This is a genomic window from Pseudooceanicola aestuariicola, assembly GCF_045763785.1.
Taxonomy (GTDB): Bacteria; Pseudomonadota; Alphaproteobacteria; order Rhodobacterales; family Rhodobacteraceae; genus Pseudooceanicola.
Genome location: NZ_JBJGSF010000002.1, coordinates 644677 through 661138 on the forward strand (window position 1 = coordinate 644677; position 16462 = coordinate 661138).

At 61.5% G+C, this 16462-nt stretch carries 16 protein-coding genes; 6 read left to right on the forward strand and 10 right to left on the reverse strand.

What is annotated here, in order from left to right; all coding sequences use genetic code 11:
• The first annotated feature begins 1 nt into the window (after position 1).
• Positions 2–1717, forward strand: a complete 1716-nt coding sequence (locus ACI3GR_RS11110) for a sensor histidine kinase (protein WP_407494523.1) — start codon at positions 2–4, stop codon at positions 1715–1717.
• Here ACI3GR_RS11110 and hemF read toward each other — a convergent pair whose 3' ends face one another.
• The 4 genes from hemF to clpS form a co-directional block, all read right to left on the reverse strand.
• Positions 1718–2611, reverse strand: coding sequence for an oxygen-dependent coproporphyrinogen oxidase (gene hemF, locus ACI3GR_RS11115; protein ID WP_407494525.1), 894 nt, complete (start codon positions 2609–2611; stop codon positions 1718–1720).
• A 67-nt stretch (positions 2612–2678) separates the two neighbouring features.
• The gene (locus ACI3GR_RS11120) at positions 2679–3479 is read right to left on the reverse strand and encodes an SDR family NAD(P)-dependent oxidoreductase (RefSeq protein ID WP_407494526.1); all 801 of its coding nucleotides are present in this window, start codon (positions 3477–3479) and stop codon (positions 2679–2681) included.
• A 30-nt stretch (positions 3480–3509) separates the two neighbouring features.
• A complete protein-coding gene (locus ACI3GR_RS11125; protein WP_407494527.1) occupies positions 3510–4523 on the reverse strand; it encodes a class I SAM-dependent methyltransferase in 1014 nt (337 codons plus the stop codon).
• Between the two features lie 6 nt (positions 4524–4529).
• Complete coding sequence (gene clpS, locus ACI3GR_RS11130) at positions 4530–4847, reverse strand: ATP-dependent Clp protease adapter ClpS (RefSeq protein ID WP_407494904.1); 318 nt, start codon at positions 4845–4847, stop codon at positions 4530–4532.
• A gap of 163 nt (positions 4848–5010) precedes the next feature.
• Between clpS and ACI3GR_RS11135 the strand changes: the two genes are divergently transcribed.
• Together ACI3GR_RS11135 and ACI3GR_RS11140 are read left to right on the forward strand one after the other, a co-directional pair.
• A complete protein-coding gene (locus tag ACI3GR_RS11135) occupies positions 5011–5712 on the forward strand; it encodes an HAD family hydrolase (RefSeq protein ID WP_407494528.1) in 702 nt (233 codons plus the stop codon).
• Between the two features lie 314 nt (positions 5713–6026).
• Positions 6027–7451, forward strand: coding sequence for a D-alanyl-D-alanine carboxypeptidase family protein (locus ACI3GR_RS11140; protein ID WP_407494530.1), 1425 nt, complete (start codon positions 6027–6029; stop codon positions 7449–7451).
• Between the two features lie 79 nt (positions 7452–7530).
• Here ACI3GR_RS11140 and ccoS read toward each other — a convergent pair whose 3' ends face one another.
• The 5 genes from ccoS to ACI3GR_RS11165 all read right to left on the reverse strand — a co-directional run bounded on the left by ccoS (position 7531) and on the right by ACI3GR_RS11165 (position 12897).
• On the reverse strand, positions 7531–7689 hold the full coding sequence (gene ccoS / locus ACI3GR_RS11145; protein ID WP_407494532.1) for a cbb3-type cytochrome oxidase assembly protein CcoS: 159 nt from the start codon (positions 7687–7689) through the stop codon (positions 7531–7533).
• Entirely contained in the window at positions 7689–9863 is a 2175-nt protein-coding gene (locus ACI3GR_RS11150; RefSeq protein WP_407494534.1) for a heavy metal translocating P-type ATPase, read from the reverse strand. Before ACI3GR_RS11150 ends, ccoS begins: the two co-directional genes overlap by 1 nt.
• A 3-nt stretch (positions 9864–9866) precedes the next feature.
• Positions 9867–10337, reverse strand: a complete 471-nt coding sequence (locus ACI3GR_RS11155; RefSeq protein ID WP_407494536.1) for a FixH family protein — start codon at positions 10335–10337, stop codon at positions 9867–9869.
• The gene (locus tag ACI3GR_RS11160; protein WP_407494538.1) at positions 10337–11893 is read right to left on the reverse strand and encodes an RdxA/RdxB/FixG family protein; all 1557 of its coding nucleotides are present in this window, start codon (positions 11891–11893) and stop codon (positions 10337–10339) included. Before ACI3GR_RS11160 ends, ACI3GR_RS11155 begins: the two co-directional genes overlap by 1 nt.
• 125 nt (positions 11894–12018) lie before the next feature.
• Positions 12019–12897 (reverse strand): LysR family transcriptional regulator, encoded by an 879-nt coding sequence (locus tag ACI3GR_RS11165; protein ID WP_407494539.1) that lies wholly within the window; start codon positions 12895–12897, stop codon positions 12019–12021.
• A gap of 258 nt (positions 12898–13155) precedes the next feature.
• Here ACI3GR_RS11165 and ACI3GR_RS11170 point away from each other — a divergent pair, with 258 nt between their 5' ends.
• Positions 13156–13299, forward strand: a complete 144-nt coding sequence (locus tag ACI3GR_RS11170) for a hypothetical protein (protein ID WP_407494541.1) — start codon at positions 13156–13158, stop codon at positions 13297–13299.
• Between the two features lie 3 nt (positions 13300–13302).
• On the opposite strand, the gene ACI3GR_RS11175 is transcribed toward ACI3GR_RS11170, so the two are convergent.
• Positions 13303–14568 (reverse strand): DNA polymerase IV, encoded by a 1266-nt coding sequence (locus ACI3GR_RS11175; RefSeq protein ID WP_407494543.1) that lies wholly within the window; start codon positions 14566–14568, stop codon positions 13303–13305.
• Positions 14569–14704: 136 nt separating this feature from the next.
• Here ACI3GR_RS11175 and ACI3GR_RS11180 point away from each other — a divergent pair, with 136 nt between their 5' ends.
• Both ACI3GR_RS11180 and ACI3GR_RS11185 read left to right on the forward strand, forming a co-directional pair.
• Entirely contained in the window at positions 14705–15589 is an 885-nt protein-coding gene (locus ACI3GR_RS11180; protein WP_407494545.1) for a LysR family transcriptional regulator, read from the forward strand.
• The gene (locus ACI3GR_RS11185; RefSeq protein ID WP_407494547.1) at positions 15586–16461 is read left to right on the forward strand and encodes a DMT family transporter; all 876 of its coding nucleotides are present in this window, start codon (positions 15586–15588) and stop codon (positions 16459–16461) included. Before ACI3GR_RS11180 ends, ACI3GR_RS11185 begins: the two co-directional genes overlap by 4 nt.
• Position 16462 lies beyond the last annotated feature (1 nt).

Consider the following 16462-nt stretch of genomic DNA (forward strand, 5'->3'; position numbering starts at 1 on the left):
CGTGAAGATCCCCTTCACTGACCGGCTTGGCGTCCGGGTGGTCGCGATGTTGTCCATCGCGCTACTGCCTATTGGACTTATTTCTTTGTACCAGACCCGGTCTGTCGTCGATAACGCCGAAGCGCTGGTGCGCGCGGCCTATCTTGGACAGACCGTTGCCGCCATCGAACGTCAAAGCGATCTGATCCACGAAGGCTTCGCCTCGGCCCGCGTGCTGGGTGGCGCTTTGTCGTCCCTTCAGGGGGACGCGGAAGCCTGTTCGACATTGATGAGCGGCTTCATCCGCTCTCACCCCGCCTTTGTTCTTGCCGCCTACGTGGAGCCGAACGGTGTCACGCGATGCAATTCGCGTGGGACGATGTTCGACGTCCGTGACTCCGTCACGTATCAACAATTTCAGGACGATCCGCGTCCGCGCATGACGGCGACCGAAAGCGGAAAGATCAGCAAGGAATCCGTAATGGTCATCGGCCAGCCGGTGTTCGAAGACGGGACCTATCGCGGGTTCATCACGCTGTCCCTGCCCAGAAGCAACGCGCGCTTCCAAGCTAACTTTTCGGGCCCCAACCAACCGGACGACCTGATCACCATCAATAATCAGGGCCAGATTCTGCTGTCGGTCGGCGATATCGCAACCGCATCGTCACGGTTGCCGGCGTTTCGCGACCTGAACTCTCAGCTCTATAAACAATTCAGTTCGTTCCGCGCTTACGACCGGGACGGCATTTTGCGTGTGTATTCCACCACCCCGATCATTCCGGGCCTCGTATTTGCGGTATCCGTCTGGCCGTCGGAACTGAAAAGCCCCGAAGACAGCTTCGTCAGCCGCACCGCTCTGGCGTTTCCGCTGTTGATGTGGGTGGTGTCCTTGGTGGTGGCCTATTTCGCGGTCCACCGCCTTGTCATCCGTCACATGCGCCAGCTGCGTCAGAAGATGCGCAACTTCAGCGCCACGCAGAAGGTCGGTCGCCCCGGTTTGCTGGAAACAGGCCGCGCGCCGACGGAACTGGTGCAGATCGAAGAAACCTTCGATACGATGGTGGAACGGATCACCCGCGACACGGCCGAGCTGGAAAATAACCTGCACGAAAAGAACGTGTTGCTGAAAGAAGTCCACCACCGGGTGAAGAACAACCTTCAGCTGATCGCGTCGATCATCAATATGGAAGTACGCAAGTCGCCCACGAATGAAACCAAGGCGACCCTGCGGCGCGTGCATGACCGCGTGCTCGGTCTGGCAACGGTACACTCAAACCTCTACCACACAGCGCGTCTGGCGAACCTGCGGGCGGACGGGTTGCTGGAAGACATCCTTGATCAGGTCGTCAAATCCGCCCTGCCGCCCAATTCACCGATCAAGGTCCACGTAGACATCGAAGAGGTCATCCTGTCGCCCGAACAGGCTGTGCCGCTGTCTTTGCTGGCAACGGAAACGGTGACCAACGCGATTAAGTACACCGGGCAACTGAAGTCGGGGACAGAGCCTGAGATCCAGATCAAGCTGACGAAAACCGGTGATGACAGCTGCCGGTTCAGCGTCAGCAACACAACCGGTGAACAGGACGAAGACGCCTCGACCTCCAGCTCCGGCCTAGGTCGCCAGCTGATTGATGCCTTTGCGTCCCAACTTGGCACCCGTCCCGAGGTGGTCGAGACCGAAGATACCTATTCGCTGGTGGTCGATATCAAGCTGACTACCAACAAGATGAACACCTGATCAGACCCATTTCGCCAGCGGCGGAAGGCTCATCAAAACGGCATTGGCGTCATGACCGGTGGCCAGTCCAAATTTGGTCCCGCGGTCGTAGACAAGGTTATATTCCGCATATAGCCCGCGGTGGATCAGCTGCGTGTCCTTGTCCGCATCGCTCCAGACGGTGCTGCGGCGCTTTTCGATCAGGGGCTGATAGGCGGGCAGGAACGCCTTGCCGATATCTTGGATAAACGCGAAATCCGCGTCCCAATCGCCGGTGCAGTGATCGTCCAGAAAAATACCACCAACGCCACGGGCGCGACCACGGTGCGGGATATAGAAATATTCGTCCGCCCAGGCCTTCAAACGGTCGTATTCGCCTTCTCCGTGGGGGTCACAATGCGCTTTTTGAACAGCGTGGAAATGCGCCGTGTCTTCGGCGTATTCAATGCAGGGGTTCAAATCCGACCCGCCGCCGAACCACCAGCCATGCGGGGTCCAGAACATTCGCGTGTTCATATGCACAGCAGGGCAATGCGGGTTCTGCATATGCGCCACCAGCGAAATGCCACTGGCCCAGAAACGCGGGTCCTCGGTCATGCCGGGCAGGCCTTTGCGCGCGGCCATGGCGGCCTGCGCCTCGGCCCCCAGCTCTCCGTAGACGGTCGAGACGTTGACGCCGACTTTTTCAAAGACGCGACCGCCGCGCATGACGCTCATCAATCCGCCACCGGCGTCCCCGCCATCGGGGGCCGAGCGTTTGGTTTCCGTCACTTCGAACCGACCAGCGGGCTGGTCCGACAGCGGACCGTTGGTCTGGCCGTCTTCCAGCCCTTCAAAGGCCGCGACGATCTGATCCCGCAGCGTCCGGAACCATTCAGAGGCGCGCGTTTTTTCGGATTGCATGGCGTCGGACATCGGCCGCTCCTTCATCTTTCCAAAAATACCTCCCGCCGGAGGCATCCTGACCCGTCCAATGGGCCGATCAGTGGGCCGGTGCGGCCACCGGATCCAGTAGCGTACGTCCACCGTCCACGGTCAGCACCTGTCCGGTCATGAAACTGGAGGCGTCGCAAGCCAGATACTGCGCCGCCTCGGCCAGTTCCGCCGCAGGGGCGATCCGGTTGAGGGGTGTGTGTTCTTCGATATCGTTGCGGAAATCGGTGTTGTCCTTCAGCGTGGTCTTCAGGCTTTCGCTCATCACCGACCCGAAGGCGAGCGCGTTCACCCGGATGCGGTGCGGGGCCAAGGCCACGGCCAGCGACCGGGTCATCTGATCCAGCGCTGCGGTCGACACGGAAAATGCCATCAGGTCGGGGTGGGTGCGCCGCGCCGCGATGGACGACAGGTTCACGATCGACCCGGCTGGCCCGCTCTCCTGACCTTCGGATTGCTTGATCATCCGCTTTGCAATGGTCTGCGACAGCCGCAGCGACGTCATCAGGTTCTGCTGCAACAACGTTTCGACCGCGTCATCGTCAGGGTTCAGCGGGTCCGAGGCGATCACCTGACGCGATCCGTTGACCAGAATGTCGACGCTTTCAAAGGCATCGATGGTAGCTGACAGAAGGTTTGCGATGGTCAGTTTTTCGCGCAAATCGCCCGCAAAATAACGGATGTTTTCGCCTTCGGGGTTTTCGCCCAGTTCTTTGATCAGCGCTTCTTCGTCTAGGTCAGCGAACATGACATTCGCGCCGCGGTCGGCGAAATGCTTTCCGATGGCAAGGCCGATACCATTGGCAGCCCCCGTGACGATGGCGGTCTTTCCTGCAATGGAAAAGGACATCAAAAGCTCCTTAAGGGAAGAAAACCCGGATCAGGTTAGTCGATTACGCCGCGTGATACGAGCGGCAGCTTTCCCGCGCGGCGACGTGGCGCGGATGACCTTGAAGGCGCCCGTGCCCGCGACCTCTTCGTGCGCGCCAAAGCATTCGTCCAGAACGGGTTCATAAGGCAGATGCCGGTTCGCAACCATCCAAAGCGTGCCACGCGGCGTCAGGCTGGCGGCCGCGGTGCGGATGAAGGCGCGACCCAGATCGGGGTTCGCCTTCCGATCCGTGTGGAAGGGCGGGTTCATCACGACCGTATCGGCCTTGGCCGAGGGCGCCCAATCAGTGGCATCAGCCCAATGAAAGGTGGCGCGCGGGTCGTTCAGGTTTTCACGCGCACAGGTCAGCGCGGCATGATCCGCCTCGACCACGTCAAGCTGTGCGACACCGGGCTTCGATAGGAACTGTGCAGACAGATACCCCCAGCCAGCACCCAGATCGATGACATGTTGCCCCAGCTGTTCGGGCAAGGACCCGGCCAGCAGGGCCGAGGCCGGATCGATCCCATCGGCCGAGAAGGTCCCCGGCGCGGTCTTAAAGCCTTCGGGCAAGGTGGTCGGTGCAGCGGCCCAATCGGCAAAATCGCCGCCCTGCATCCAGAACAGCTTACCATGTGCCTTGTTGATGGGGCCCATCACATCAGCGCGTTTGCGACAGTCTTTCAAGATCGACTCGATCCCGTCGTCTTTGACGCCGTCGACAACGATCACACCGTCAGTGATCTCAGCCGCCTGCGCAACCCATGCGCGGGCCAAGGCTTTGGCGCGCGGCACCATGACGACGACCATGTCGTAGCGCCCATCCGGCGCGACGCGGCAGGTGTAGCCCTGCCGTTCAAACGCTTGGAAATCGGGGAACTGGCGGGTGATGACTTCGACCCGGTCTTTAGGCAAAGGGTCGAGCCCCTGACCGGCGCGTGGACCGATGACGGCGATACGCCCTTCGGGCAAGCTTAGCCCACCGGGGGCCAGCGCCAGATCAAGCCGGGGATGCAGGGTCAAACCCCGTTATTCCTTTTCCATGGTGCATTGCAGCGGATGCTGATGCTGGCGGGCAAAGTCCATGACCTGCGCCACCTTGGTTTCCGCGATCTCGTGGCTGAAGACGCCGACAACCGCGACGCCCTTCTTATGCACGGTCAGCATGATTTCGAACGCCTGTGCGTGGTTCAGGCCAAAGAACCGTTCCAATACCGCCACGACAAATTCCATCGGGGTGTAATCGTCGTTCAGCAGCAAGACCTTGTACAGCGGCGGGCGCTTGGTCTTGGGCTTGGTTTCGACAATAACCGAGGTATCACCGCCGTCATCGTCAGAAGAAGACATGACATGCGGCGTGATCAGGGAACGCGCGTTTTTCGGCGTTTGGATCATCGGTTTTCCAACAAGGTTGCTGTGCAAGGGTTCCGGGATTTGGCTCATCTATATAACGTGCGGATCAAGGTTTGAAAGGGGGGCAGTGGGCCCTTCGCGGAATTTTGGGGGCCAAATGGCGCAAAATCTAACGACGGTCGGTTTCGATGCTGATGATACGTTGTGGCACAACGAACGGTTCTTTCAGTTAACGCAGGACCGTTTCGCAGAGCTTTTGGCCGACCATGCCGATCCCGATCATCTGGCCGACCGCCTGCTGCAGGCAGAGCGACGCAACATCGGGCACTACGGATTCGGCATCAAAGGCTTTGTTCTATCGATGATCGAAACGGCCCTTGAAGTGACTGATAACCGCGTTCCCGGAGAGGTGATCGCGCAGCTGATCGCCGCAGGTCAGGACATGCTTGCCCATCCGATCGAGTTATTGCCGCACGTCGAAGATGTGGTGGGGCAGGTGGCCGATAGGTACCGCGTTATCCTTGTGACCAAGGGCGATCTGCTGGATCAGGAACGGAAACTGGCGCAATCAGGGCTGGGTGATCTGTTCGACGCGGTCGAGATCGTGTCGGACAAAACCACGCCTGTGTATCAGGACATCTTTGATCGACATGCCGAGGGGCCTCAGCGGGGCATGATGGTCGGTAATTCGATGAAATCTGACGTCGTGCCCATGATCGACGCCGGGGGCTGGGGTGTCTTTGTGCCCGGGCAGCTGACATGGGCGCTGGAACACGCCGAGGCGCCGGAAGATCATCCAAAGTTTTACCAGATTAACGATCTGTCGGGGCTGACCGACATCCTCGACGCGGTTGGATAGGGCAAAGAACCCTGCGCGGTGATTTGCCAGATCCACAGGTGTACCGGGCCATAATTTTGACTCAATTGCTTGTTTTGTGGGCGCCCAATCCAGCACCACTAAATGCTGGGTTAAAGGAATGCGCAAAACCGGGAATGCCTTATAAAATTGGTGTTTGGCGGCGGGTAATCGTATGTTAGAGTGTCAGTAATTATAAATGACCAGCCGGAATAATCGGCGGTTGAGGCAGTGAAGTGAGAGACAAGATGGAGCGGCATCAAAAGCCGACCCCTTGGCGGGCATGCGTTTTCCTTTTCCTTTGTACGCTATTCGCAATGGCGCCGGGCCTGTCGGTCCGAATGGCGCAGGCTGCCCCCTACGCTGCCATGGTGATGGACGCCCGCACGGGTGAGGTTCTGCATTCCCGCAATGCGGACGCCCGTCTGCATCCCGCATCGCTGACCAAGATGATGACCCTCTACATCGCGTTCGAAGCGGTGAAGAACGGCGAAATCACCTTGGACACGCCCGTTCGCATTTCCCGCAACGCCGCCAGCGAACCGCCCAGCAAACTGGGTCTGGTCGCAGGCCAGAAGATCAAGCTGCGCTACCTGATCCGCGCGGCGGCCGTGAAATCCGCGAACGACGCCGCAACTGCCATCGGTGAGGCGCTGGAAGGATCCGAGGCCAGCTTTGCCCGCCGGATGAACCGCACCGCCAAGGCGCTTGGCATGACGCGGACGACCTTTAAGAACGCGCATGGCCTGACCGAAAACGGTCACCTGTCCTCGGCCCGGGATATGACCCTGCTGGGGCGTCACATCCTGTTCGACTACCCGGAATATTATAACCTCTTTTCTCGCACTCAGACCGACGCGGGCATCAAGACGGTGTCGAACACGAACCGTCGCTTGCTGGCCGCTTATAAAGGGGCCGATGGGATCAAGACGGGCTATACCCGCGCTGCTGGCTTCAACCTCGTTGCCTCGGCCGTGCGTGGTGATGAGCGGATCATCGCAACGGTCTTTGGCGGACGCTCCACCGCGTCGCGCAACGCTAAGGTTGCCGAGTTGCTGGACCTTGGGTTCAAGCGTGCGCCATCCCACGCGCCGAAACGTGCGCCCGACGCCCCCGTCTATGCCGAGGTGAAGACCCTGAAAGAAGCGGACGGCAAACTGCGTGCAGCGGGTAAGGTCATTCGCCTGAACACCGCCGTCACCCGGTCCCCGCGTCCCAAGGCGCGCCCGGGCAGTGTCGATACGCCCGTGCTGGTCGCCATGGACGACACGATCGAGGCCGTCGTGGCCGAGGTCGCGCAGAAGGCCAGCCTGATGCCGCAGTTGCCCAAGGCCGAACGCAAACCGGCGCAGGGCGATGTCATGGATGCCTCTGCCGCGTCGGCCGCGCATGGGGTGATCGCGCCGGTCGCCCGTCCTGCGGGGCTGTTCAACCGTGCTTTGACTGAAGAAACCACCATGGCGCCAGAAATGCCCCGCGTCGTGACCCGCGTCTCCACCTCGGGTGGGCGGCACTGGGGGATCAACATCGGACGCTATAAATCGCACAACGCGGCAGAACGTGTGCTGCTTCAGACGGCGCTGAAGGAAACCGTCGCGCTGGATGGTGCGCTGCGCAAGGTTGTGCGCAAACCCACCGGGTTCGAGGCGAATTTCCTAGGCATGGAGCGTGAGATGGCAGACCTTGCCTGTCGCCGCCTGCAAGCCCGGAATCAGACCTGTTTCATGATCGGGCCAAGCTAAGTTTTACGCCTTTTGAAATGCAAAAAACCGCCGGCGGATCCGGCGGTTTTTCGTTGTTGGTTGTTGTGTTGGGTGACGCTCAGGGCTTGGGGTGATCGTCCCATTCGTCAGACAGGATGCGCTGACTATCGCCTTCCGGGTCGTCGTATTGGTTCGACTTCAGGGTGTAGAGAAACCCGATCAGCCCGATTGCCCCAAGGAACAGGGAAATCGGGATCAGCCAGACAAGCACGTCCATTATCTTAACCTCAATGCGTTCAAAGACACGGTGATCGACGACGCGGACATGGCCAGCGCAGCGATCAGCGGTGTGGCAAGGCCTGCGATGGCCAGCGGCACCGCAATGATGTTGTACAGCGTCGCGATGCGGAAGTTTTCGCGAATGCGGGCTGTGGCCTTGCGGGCGGTGACGATCGCCTGCGGCACGGGCGACAGATCCCCGCCCAGCAAAACGATGTCCGACGCGACCCGCGCCGCGTCCAAGGCCGAGGCCGGAGAGATCGAGACATTGGCCGCCGCCAAAGCCGCCGTATCGTTCAAGCCATCGCCGACCATCAGCACATGCGCACCGCTGTCTTGCAGCGCTTGGATGCGGGCGGATTTGTCGCCGGGCAAGGCCTCTGCCGTCCAGTCGGTGATGTGCAGGCGCTGCGCCAAGTCTCCGACCGCGTCGCGCCGGTCGCCCGAAATCAGGGCGACTTTGATGCCCATGGCGATCAGGTCTGCCACGGCCTCTGCCGCGCCGGGGCGCAGGGCATCGGCGAAGGTGAAGGTGACGGTGCGGTCGCCGATGGACAGGACCGCCACGGTGCCGCCTTTGGTCGATTGCCCCGCCCATCCATCACGGCCAAGGCGCAGACGCTGGCCGTCCAGTTGCGCTTCGGTCCCGAAGCCGGGACGTTCGGTCAGGTCACGCACAGGCGCGGCTGTCAGACCCTTGGCGCGGATGTCTTTGGTCAGGGCGACGGACAGGGGGTGGGACGACCCTTCGGCCAAAGCCAAGGCGATGGAGAGGGTATCGTCGTCCACGTCATCAAGGTTCGTGACGATGGGGGTCCCGGTGGTCAGCGTGCCGGTCTTGTCAAAGACGACCGTGTCGACCTGTGCCAGACGCTCTAGCGCGGTTTCGTGTTTGACCAGCATGCCACGGCGGAACAACCGACCCGAGGCGGCGGTCGTCACAGCTGGCACAGCAAGGCCAAGCGCGCAGGGGCAGGTGATGATCAGTACGGCCGCGGCGATATTCAGCGCGGTGCGCACATCCCAAGTGTACAGATACCATCCGACAAAGCTGAGTGCCGACAGGATGTGCACGCCCGGCGCATAAAGCTTTGCCGCGCTATCGGCGAGCGACGTGTACCGTGACCGCCCCGATTCCGCGATGGCGACAAGGTCGGCCATCCGGTGCAGCGACGTGTCTTCGCCCACAGCCGTTGCGCGCAGCAGCAGCGGGCCGGTCAGGTTGACCTCGCCCGCGCTGACATGGGTGCAGACACCGGCCTGAACAGGCAGGGTTTCTCCCGTCAGCAGCGACCGATCCAATTCAGAGGTTCCGTCAACGATCTCTCCGTCCACGGGCATGCGCGCGCCGGGACGGACGCGGATCAGGTCACCGATGGCCAGTTCACTTACGGGGGTCTGGATTTCCTCACCGTCCACGACGCGCCATGCGCGCGGCACTTCCAGCGCAGTAAGTTCCTCGGCGGCGGATCTTGCGATGGCGCGGGTGCGGTGGTCCAGATAGCGGCCAGCCAGCAGGAAGAAGGTCAGGGCCAGTGCCGCGTCGAAATAGGCATGCTCACCCGACAGGGTGGTTTCCCAAAGCGAGGTCGCCAGCGCCAGCAGGATAGCCAGCGTGATTGGCACGTCCATGTTCAGGCGGCGCACCTTCAGCGCGGACCACGCGCTGCGAAAAAATGGCTGGCCGGAAAAGGCAATGGTGGGAAGGGTGATGAAGGCGCTGATCCAATGGAACAGGTCGCGAGTTGCATCCGTCGCGCCGGACCAGACCGACACCGACAACAGCATCACGTTCATCGATGCAAAGCCCGCAACCGCCAGCCGCATCAGCAGATCACGTCCTGCGCGATCCGTGGCAGTCACGGCGGCGCTGCCGGGGTCCAGCTCGTGCGCCTCGTATCCGATACCGGCCAAGGCGTGCACCAGTTCCTCTGCCGTGACGGCGGCGTCTGCATCGATCTGTGCGCGTTTCAGCGTCAGGTTCACACGCGCATCGTTGACGCCGGGATGGGCGTTCAACCGTTGCTCCACAGCCGAGATGCAGGCCGAACAGTGGATGGTCGGCAGTGACAGGGTCAGTTTCACGTCCTGTATCGCCGCGCGGGCGGCGATGTCCTGGGCCGAAGGCGCGGCGGAACAGGCTGGACAGGCAGAGATCGCGGCGGTGGTCATGATCTACCGTTTCACATGCAGAATAACGCGTTGTTCGAAGGGCGTGTCGTCCTGTGCCACGGCGGTCATGCGGATGTTCCAGTTGCCCGCGCCCAGATCCAGCGGGGCCTCGTAGACCTGACCGTTGAAGGCGAATACCGGCTCGACGTCTTCCTTGACGTGGGTGGCGCGGCCAACGACGGCATGCAGGTCTTTAACGCGGACCGGGCCGTTGGCGTCGGTGATTGACAGATGCACCATGCCGTCCTGCCAATCGGCATAGACCGTCCAGCCAAGTGCCATCTGCGCGTCGCGTTTGTCGTCGAACTGCTGGCTGGCGACGTAAGAGTTCTTGACCTCCAGCCCCGGGAATGTCCGCACGGCTTGAGTGGCCATGACGACGTTGACGGTGATGATCACACCAAAGGCGCCGACGAACCCGGCCAGCACATGCCAGCCCTTCAGGCGGAACCCGTTGTCTACTGCTTCGGTCATCAGTTGCTCCTTCCGTTGAAGATGCTGTCGGTGTGGGCGCGTTCGCCGTTGGTAATGTCTTCGACCCAGAACCGGAAATTGGTGCGCTCATCCTCTGCCGCCTCGGATTCGGGCGGCGCGACGACGTAGACGCGGACCAGTTTAGCCGTATCGGCCGGGACGGTCACGGTTTCATAGGGTGTGCCCTCGATCTGCACACGCAGGGAATCGTTGCCCGTCAGGGACATTCGGAAAGGCCGTTCTTCACCGTGTTTGTTGCGTAGGCGCACGTCATAAGTGTTGCGGATCGACCCGTCCGAAAGCGTGACGAAGGTCGGGTTGCGCACAGGTGCGACGGTCATGTCGATATCGGGACGGATGAAGAGGGCCACCACCAACGCCACACCGACCAGCGACCACAGGGCGGTGTACATGATCGTGCGGGGCCGCAGGATATGTTTCCAGATGGCGCGGGGTTTCGCCCCGGCGCGTTCGGCTTGTTCGTCGGTCAGCGCCATATAGTCGATCAGACCGCGCGGCTTGCCGATCTTGGCCATGACGTCGTCACAGGCATCGATGCACAGCGCGCAGGTGATGCAGGCCAGTTGTTGCCCGTCGCGGATGTCGATGCCCATGGGGCAGACGTTGACGCAGGCATTGCAATCGATGCAGTCACCAAGGTCCTGCTGGGGTTCGCGGCCAACGCCCTTGGGCATCCCGGGCATCGGGATCAGGGGCGAGGTGCCGCCGTGTTTCTCTCCGGCGGCATAGGTGACAGCCTCGGGGTTTTCGGCGGCAGCTTCGGCCTTGGCGGTGCGACGTTTGCCTTTGCCGCGCGGTTCGCCCCGCCATTCACGATAGGCGACGGTGATGGTGTCTTCGTCCATCATAGCGGCTTGGATACGAGGCCAAGGGCAGGCGTAGATGCAGATCTGTTCGCGGGCGAACCCGCCAAAGATGAAGGTGGTCATCGTCAGTACGAAGATCGTCGTATAGGCGACGGGGTGCGCATTCAGTGTCACCAGATCGCGCAGCAGGGTCGGCGCGTCGGCGAAGTAGAACACCCAGGCCCCGCCGGTCGCCATGCCGATCAGGAACCACGATACCCACTTGGTCAGGCGCAGGCGTACCTTGCGAACATCCCATTTCTTTTGGCGGTGCAGGCGCAGGCGGGCGTTGCGGTCACCTTCGATCCAGCGTTCGACAAGGATAAAGAGGTCGGTCCAGACGGTCTGCGGGCAGGTATAGCCGCACCAGACACGGCCCAGGGCCGAAGTAAATAGGAACAGCCCAAGCCCCGCCATGACCAGAAGGCCCGCGATAAAGTAGAATTCGTGCGGCCAGATCTCGATCCAGAAGAAAAAGAATCGCCGGTTTGCCAGATCGATCAGAACCGCCTGATCGGGCAGGTTCGGGCCGCGGTCGAACCGGATCCAAGGCGTCAGATAGTAAACCCCTAGGGTCAAAATCATGATGACCCACTTGAGGTTACGGAATGTGCCTGACACGCGGCGGGGGAAGATCGGTTCGCGGGCGGCGTAAAGCTTTTCCGGGTCGTTCTGGTCGGTGGCTGCCACGGGAGACTCACTCGTATTGCATTAGAAATCTGGAATGCTTGTGGCAGGCGCGGCAGGTGGAAACTTTGACCTGCATCAAATTAGACATTTTTGACCTACCTATTTCGGCGGGTCATCTGTCTGGCTCAGGTCGCGCGCTTGGTTTCCGCGCGCAGCCAGCGATAAAAGGCGCGGGCCGTGGGCCGCATCACGCCGGGACGATGCACCAGAAAATAGCCCTTCCGCTTGTCCCCTTCGAAAAGCAACCGCAACCGGCCCGCTTCGATATCCGCATCGACCCAGGCGCGGGCGGTGATGCCGATGCCTTGGCCTGCGCGGGTCGCTTCCAACATCATGTTGCCGGGCAGCGATGTCAGACCCTTTGCCCGGTTCAGGGTCGCCCCATGCAGCGTCAGGTATTCCGAGGCCTCGTTGGTGCCCAACTCCTGCAGCCAGTGGTAATCGGTCAGATCGGCGGGGCTGGAGAATGCACGGTCCCCGACCAGCGATTTTGCCGCGACGATGGCGATGCGTGTCTGGATCAGCATCTCGGCCTCCAGCCCCGGCCAGTCGCCTTTGCCGTACCGGATCGCCATGTCGAGGCCGCCGGGCGCAAAGCTGCGCACCTCGGGCGAGGGGTCGACCATCAGCGATACATTGGGGTGCTTGGCATGAAAGGTCGCAAGCCGTGGCATCAACCAAGTCGAGGCAAAGGACGGCGTGGTCGATATATGCAGCGGCCGATCCGCATCCCGGCCCGTAAGCTCGGCACAAAGGTTCGCGATGTCGGCAAAGCCTTGCAGAGCGCTGTCGGCCAGCGCGCGGCCCTCGGGGGTCAGGGCCCCGTTGCCGCGATTGCGATCCAGCAGGGTCAGGGCCAGCCTGTCCTCCAACCCTTTGATCTGTTGACTGATCGCCGCGTGGCTGACGTTCAGCCGCGCGCCCGCCTCGGCCATTGATCCGGTGTCGGCATAGGCGGCCAGCGCACGCAGCGCCGTCAGCGGGGGTAGGTTGGTCCAGTCCATTGTAAGTTAATCTTACAAGATCTGGAAATTCCTGAATAGCGGTGAATTCGAATAGGGCCATATAACAGGGCATGACACCGGAACAGAAAGGGTGGTGCCATGACGCAAAGAGAAACAAAAACTTTCATGTTGGCCGCGGGATTGCCCAATGCGGCGACCTTGTCCAAGGCCCGCCGAAGATCGCCAAGCCCCGTGTGGGAACGTCGCATTTTTACCCGGTCCTAAGCAGGACCGCATGTTTCAAAGAAGGAAAAGACTATGATTGGAATTTACGCGAAATCGTTCATGACCGCGTCGCGGATGACCGAACAGCTAGAGCACACCCGCGTCCGGCCCGTGGCCAAGAAGCGCGCCCGCTGGAAGGCGCCCGGCACTTGGGTGCAGGCGCCCAAGGACTTTTAAGGGTCAGCGCAGCGCGCGCCCCTTCAGGATCGCGTCAGGGCCAAAGCGTTTGCGGATCGCATCCGTTGCACGTTCGGCCTGTCCCCGACGCGAGGCATCCGGATCGAGCAGGTCGCCAGACACGCCCCCGTCGTGTTCCGGCACGAGGTCCGCGATGCCCACCCCGATCAGACGGTAGGGCCCTTCGTTGCCCACAGCGTCAAACAGACCCCGCGCAGTGCGATAGATCGTATCGGCAAGCTGCGCGGGATCGCGCAACGAGATACGGCGGGTCAGCGAAGTGTGATCCTTGCGTTTCAACTTTAGTGTCACGACCCTGCCAGCCAACGCCTTGGCCTTGGCGCGATCTGCCACCTTTTCGGCCAGACGCCACAGGTGGCCATCCAGCAGGTCGGGGTCGTTGGTGTCTTCGAAGAATGTCGTTTCGTTAGAAATCGACTTCATCGGGGCATTGCGGGTGATCCGCCGCCGGTCCTGCCCGCGCGCCAGATGCCACAGCCGTTCGCCCATCGACCCGAACCGCGCGTGCAGGTCTACCCGGTCCCATCGCAGAAGGTCCGTGAACGTCCGGATACCGGCCTTTTCCAGCGACGCCTGCGTCGCAGCCCCGACACCCCAGATCAGGCGGACGGGTTTGTCGCGCAGGAAATCGGCGGTCTCGGCTTCTCCGATCACCGAAAATCCGTGCGGCTTGTCGAGGTCAGAGGCCACCTTGGCCAGAAACTTGTTGTGGCTAAGCCCGACGGACCCGGTCAGCCGCAGCTCATCCCGCATTCGTTTGATCAGGCGCGCCAGCATATAGGCGGGCGGGTGACCGTGCAGGCGATGGGTGCCGGTCAGGTCAATAAACGCCTCGTCCAGCGACAGCGGTTCGATGCTGGGCGTCAGTTCTTCCATCATGTCGCGGATTTCGCGCGAGGCTTCGACATACGCCTCCATCCGCGGTTTGATGACGACGGCATCGGGGCACAGCTTCAGCGCCTGAAACATTGGCATGGCGGATCGGACGCCCCTGATCCGCGCGACATAGCAGGCGGTCGACACCACGCCACGCCGACCGCCGCCAATGATGACGGGTTTGCTGGCCAGTTCCGGATTGTCGCGTTTTTCGACAGATGCGTAGAAGGCGTCGCAATCCATGTGCGCGATGGTCAGGCTGTTCAGCTCTTCATGCGCGACGCAGCGGGGGGATCGGCATTTCGGGCAGCGCAGGCCCGTTCGCGCAGGCGCGTCGAAGGGGGTCAGGCAGTCTCGGCAAAGCGCGTCCATGCGGTGGTATATAGCATGTGCAAAGACGGAATGAAGATAGACCGCATGGGTCTGCCTCTTGCGCTTGCGCACGAAACGCGTTTTTTGTGGTGCGATCTGTTCTTTCACGCACGTCACGCAATATCCGGAGCGCCGCATGGACAATTGGGATGAAATTCGCACCGCTTTTCAGGTGGCCCGGCTGGGCACCGTATCGGGCGCGGCAGATGTGCTGGGCGTGCACCATGCAACGGTGATCCGTCATATCGACGCGTTAGAGCAGCGGTTGGGTGTCAAATTGTTCCAACGCCATGCACGGGGGTACACGCCCACCGAAGCGGGACAGGATTTGTTGCGCGTTGCGCAGGCGACGGATGATCAGTTCAGCCAGTTGGCGGGGCGGATCAAAGGGCGCGGTAGCGAGGTGTCGGGCGAACTGGTGGTGACCACCATTGGCGGGCTGTCCGAAATCATGGTGCCGGTGCTGGCCAAGTTCCAGAAAGACTACCCCGAGGTCATCCTGCGCTATCTGACCAGCGCGCGCCTGTTCCGGCTGGAATATGGCGAAGCGCATGTCGCCATCCGCGCCGGCAGCCCACCCAGTCAGCCGGACAACGTGGTGCAGCCGTTTCTGACGCTGCAATACGCGATCTATGGCAGCAAGGATTACATCGACCAGTATGGAATGCCGTCGATCCCCGATCAGATGGAGGGGCACCGGTTTGTCGGGCACGACGACGCCACCAGCCGCGCGCCTTTTGCGCGGTGGATGCGCGACCACATTCCGCAGCATCAGATCGTCTTCCGGTCGGGCGATGATGTGGCCACGCGCCACGCGGTGATCGACGGGGTGGGGTTGGGCTTCATGCGCACGTTTGAATGCAATTCCCGCGATCTGGTGCAGGTGCATGCGCCGCTGCCGGATTGGGACAGCCGTTTGTGGCTGGTGACCCACATGGACCTGCACCGGACGAATAAGGTGCAGACCTTCCTAAGGTACCTCAAGGAACACACAGCGCACCTGAGGGCCCCGACGGAATGACCCCCGCACAAAGCGGACATCTGGCGATGCTGGCGTTCTCGGCGCTCGTGGCCGGGTCGTTTTCGTTAGGCGTGCTGGCCGCGCCGTATATCGAGCCCGCCGCACTGAACGTCGTGCGGTTCGTCATCGCCGCCGTGATCGTCGGAACGGCGGCGGCTTTGACCACGGGCATTCCCCGATCCGCCTTTCAAGGGTTCTGGCGTTACCTGCTGATGGGCGGGGTCTTCGGCACCTATTTCGTGCTCATGTTCGAAGGGCTGAAGACCGCCGATCCCGTTGCCGCCGCGGCTGTCTTTACGCTGGTCCCGGTGATGGCGGCGGGCTTTGGATGGCTGCTGCTGCGGCAGATCACGACGCCACGGATGGCGATGGCGCTGATGATCGGGGCCATTGGCGCGCTCTGGGTGATCTTTCGCGCGGATATCGAGGCGCTGCTGGGGTTCGAGATCGGGCGCGGAGAGCTGATTTATTTCTGGGGCTGCGTGGCGCATGCGATCTACACCCCGTTGGTGCCCAAGCTGAACCGGGGCGAGCCGGCGATTGTGTTTACTTTCGGGATGCTATGCGGCGCGATCATCATGGTCGGGGCTTACGGCGCGCAGGACATCATGGCGACCGATTGGCTGGCGCTGCCGGGGATCGTCTGGATCACGATCTTCTATGTGGCGATCTGCGCGTCCGCGATGACCTTTGTTCTGATGCAATACGCGTCGCTGCGTTTGCCTTCGGCCAAGGTGATGGCCTATACCTATCTGGTGCCCAGTTGGGTGATCTTGTGGGAAATCGCCAAAGGATCGGGCCTGCCGCCGCTGGCGATCCTTGCGGGTGTGGTGCTGACGATCCTGTCGCTGATCCTTCTGTTGAAGGATTAGG

What these genes read in the sequence shown, in the direction of transcription:
- hemF (WP_407494525.1), bottom strand. Translation starts at nt 2,611, where the DNA reads ATGTCCGACGCCATGCAATCCGAAAAAACGCGCGCCTCTGAATGGTTC.
- ACI3GR_RS11120 (WP_407494526.1), bottom strand. Translation starts at nt 3,479, where the DNA reads ATGTCCTTTTCCATTGCAGGAAAGACCGCCATCGTCACGGGGGCTGCC.
- clpS (WP_407494904.1), bottom strand. Translation starts at nt 4,847, where the DNA reads ATGTCTTCTTCTGACGATGACGGCGGTGATACCTCGGTTATTGTCGAA.
- ACI3GR_RS11135 (WP_407494528.1), top strand. Translation starts at nt 5,011, where the DNA reads ATGGCGCAAAATCTAACGACGGTCGGTTTCGATGCTGATGATACGTTG.
- ACI3GR_RS11140 (WP_407494530.1), top strand. Translation starts at nt 6,027, where the DNA reads ATGGCGCCGGGCCTGTCGGTCCGAATGGCGCAGGCTGCCCCCTACGCT.
- ccoS (WP_407494532.1), bottom strand. Translation starts at nt 7,689, where the DNA reads ATGGACGTGCTTGTCTGGCTGATCCCGATTTCCCTGTTCCTTGGGGCA.
- ACI3GR_RS11150 (WP_407494534.1), bottom strand. Translation starts at nt 9,863, where the DNA reads ATGACCACCGCCGCGATCTCTGCCTGTCCAGCCTGTTCCGCCGCGCCT.
- ACI3GR_RS11155 (WP_407494536.1), bottom strand. Translation starts at nt 10,337, where the DNA reads ATGACCGAAGCAGTAGACAACGGGTTCCGCCTGAAGGGCTGGCATGTG.
- ACI3GR_RS11165 (WP_407494539.1), bottom strand. Translation starts at nt 12,897, where the DNA reads ATGGACTGGACCAACCTACCCCCGCTGACGGCGCTGCGTGCGCTGGCC.
- ACI3GR_RS11170 (WP_407494541.1), top strand. Translation starts at nt 13,156, where the DNA reads ATGATTGGAATTTACGCGAAATCGTTCATGACCGCGTCGCGGATGACC.
- ACI3GR_RS11175 (WP_407494543.1), bottom strand. Translation starts at nt 14,568, where the DNA reads ATGGACGCGCTTTGCCGAGACTGCCTGACCCCCTTCGACGCGCCTGCG.
- ACI3GR_RS11180 (WP_407494545.1), top strand. Translation starts at nt 14,705, where the DNA reads ATGGACAATTGGGATGAAATTCGCACCGCTTTTCAGGTGGCCCGGCTG.
- ACI3GR_RS11185 (WP_407494547.1), top strand. Translation starts at nt 15,586, where the DNA reads ATGACCCCCGCACAAAGCGGACATCTGGCGATGCTGGCGTTCTCGGCG.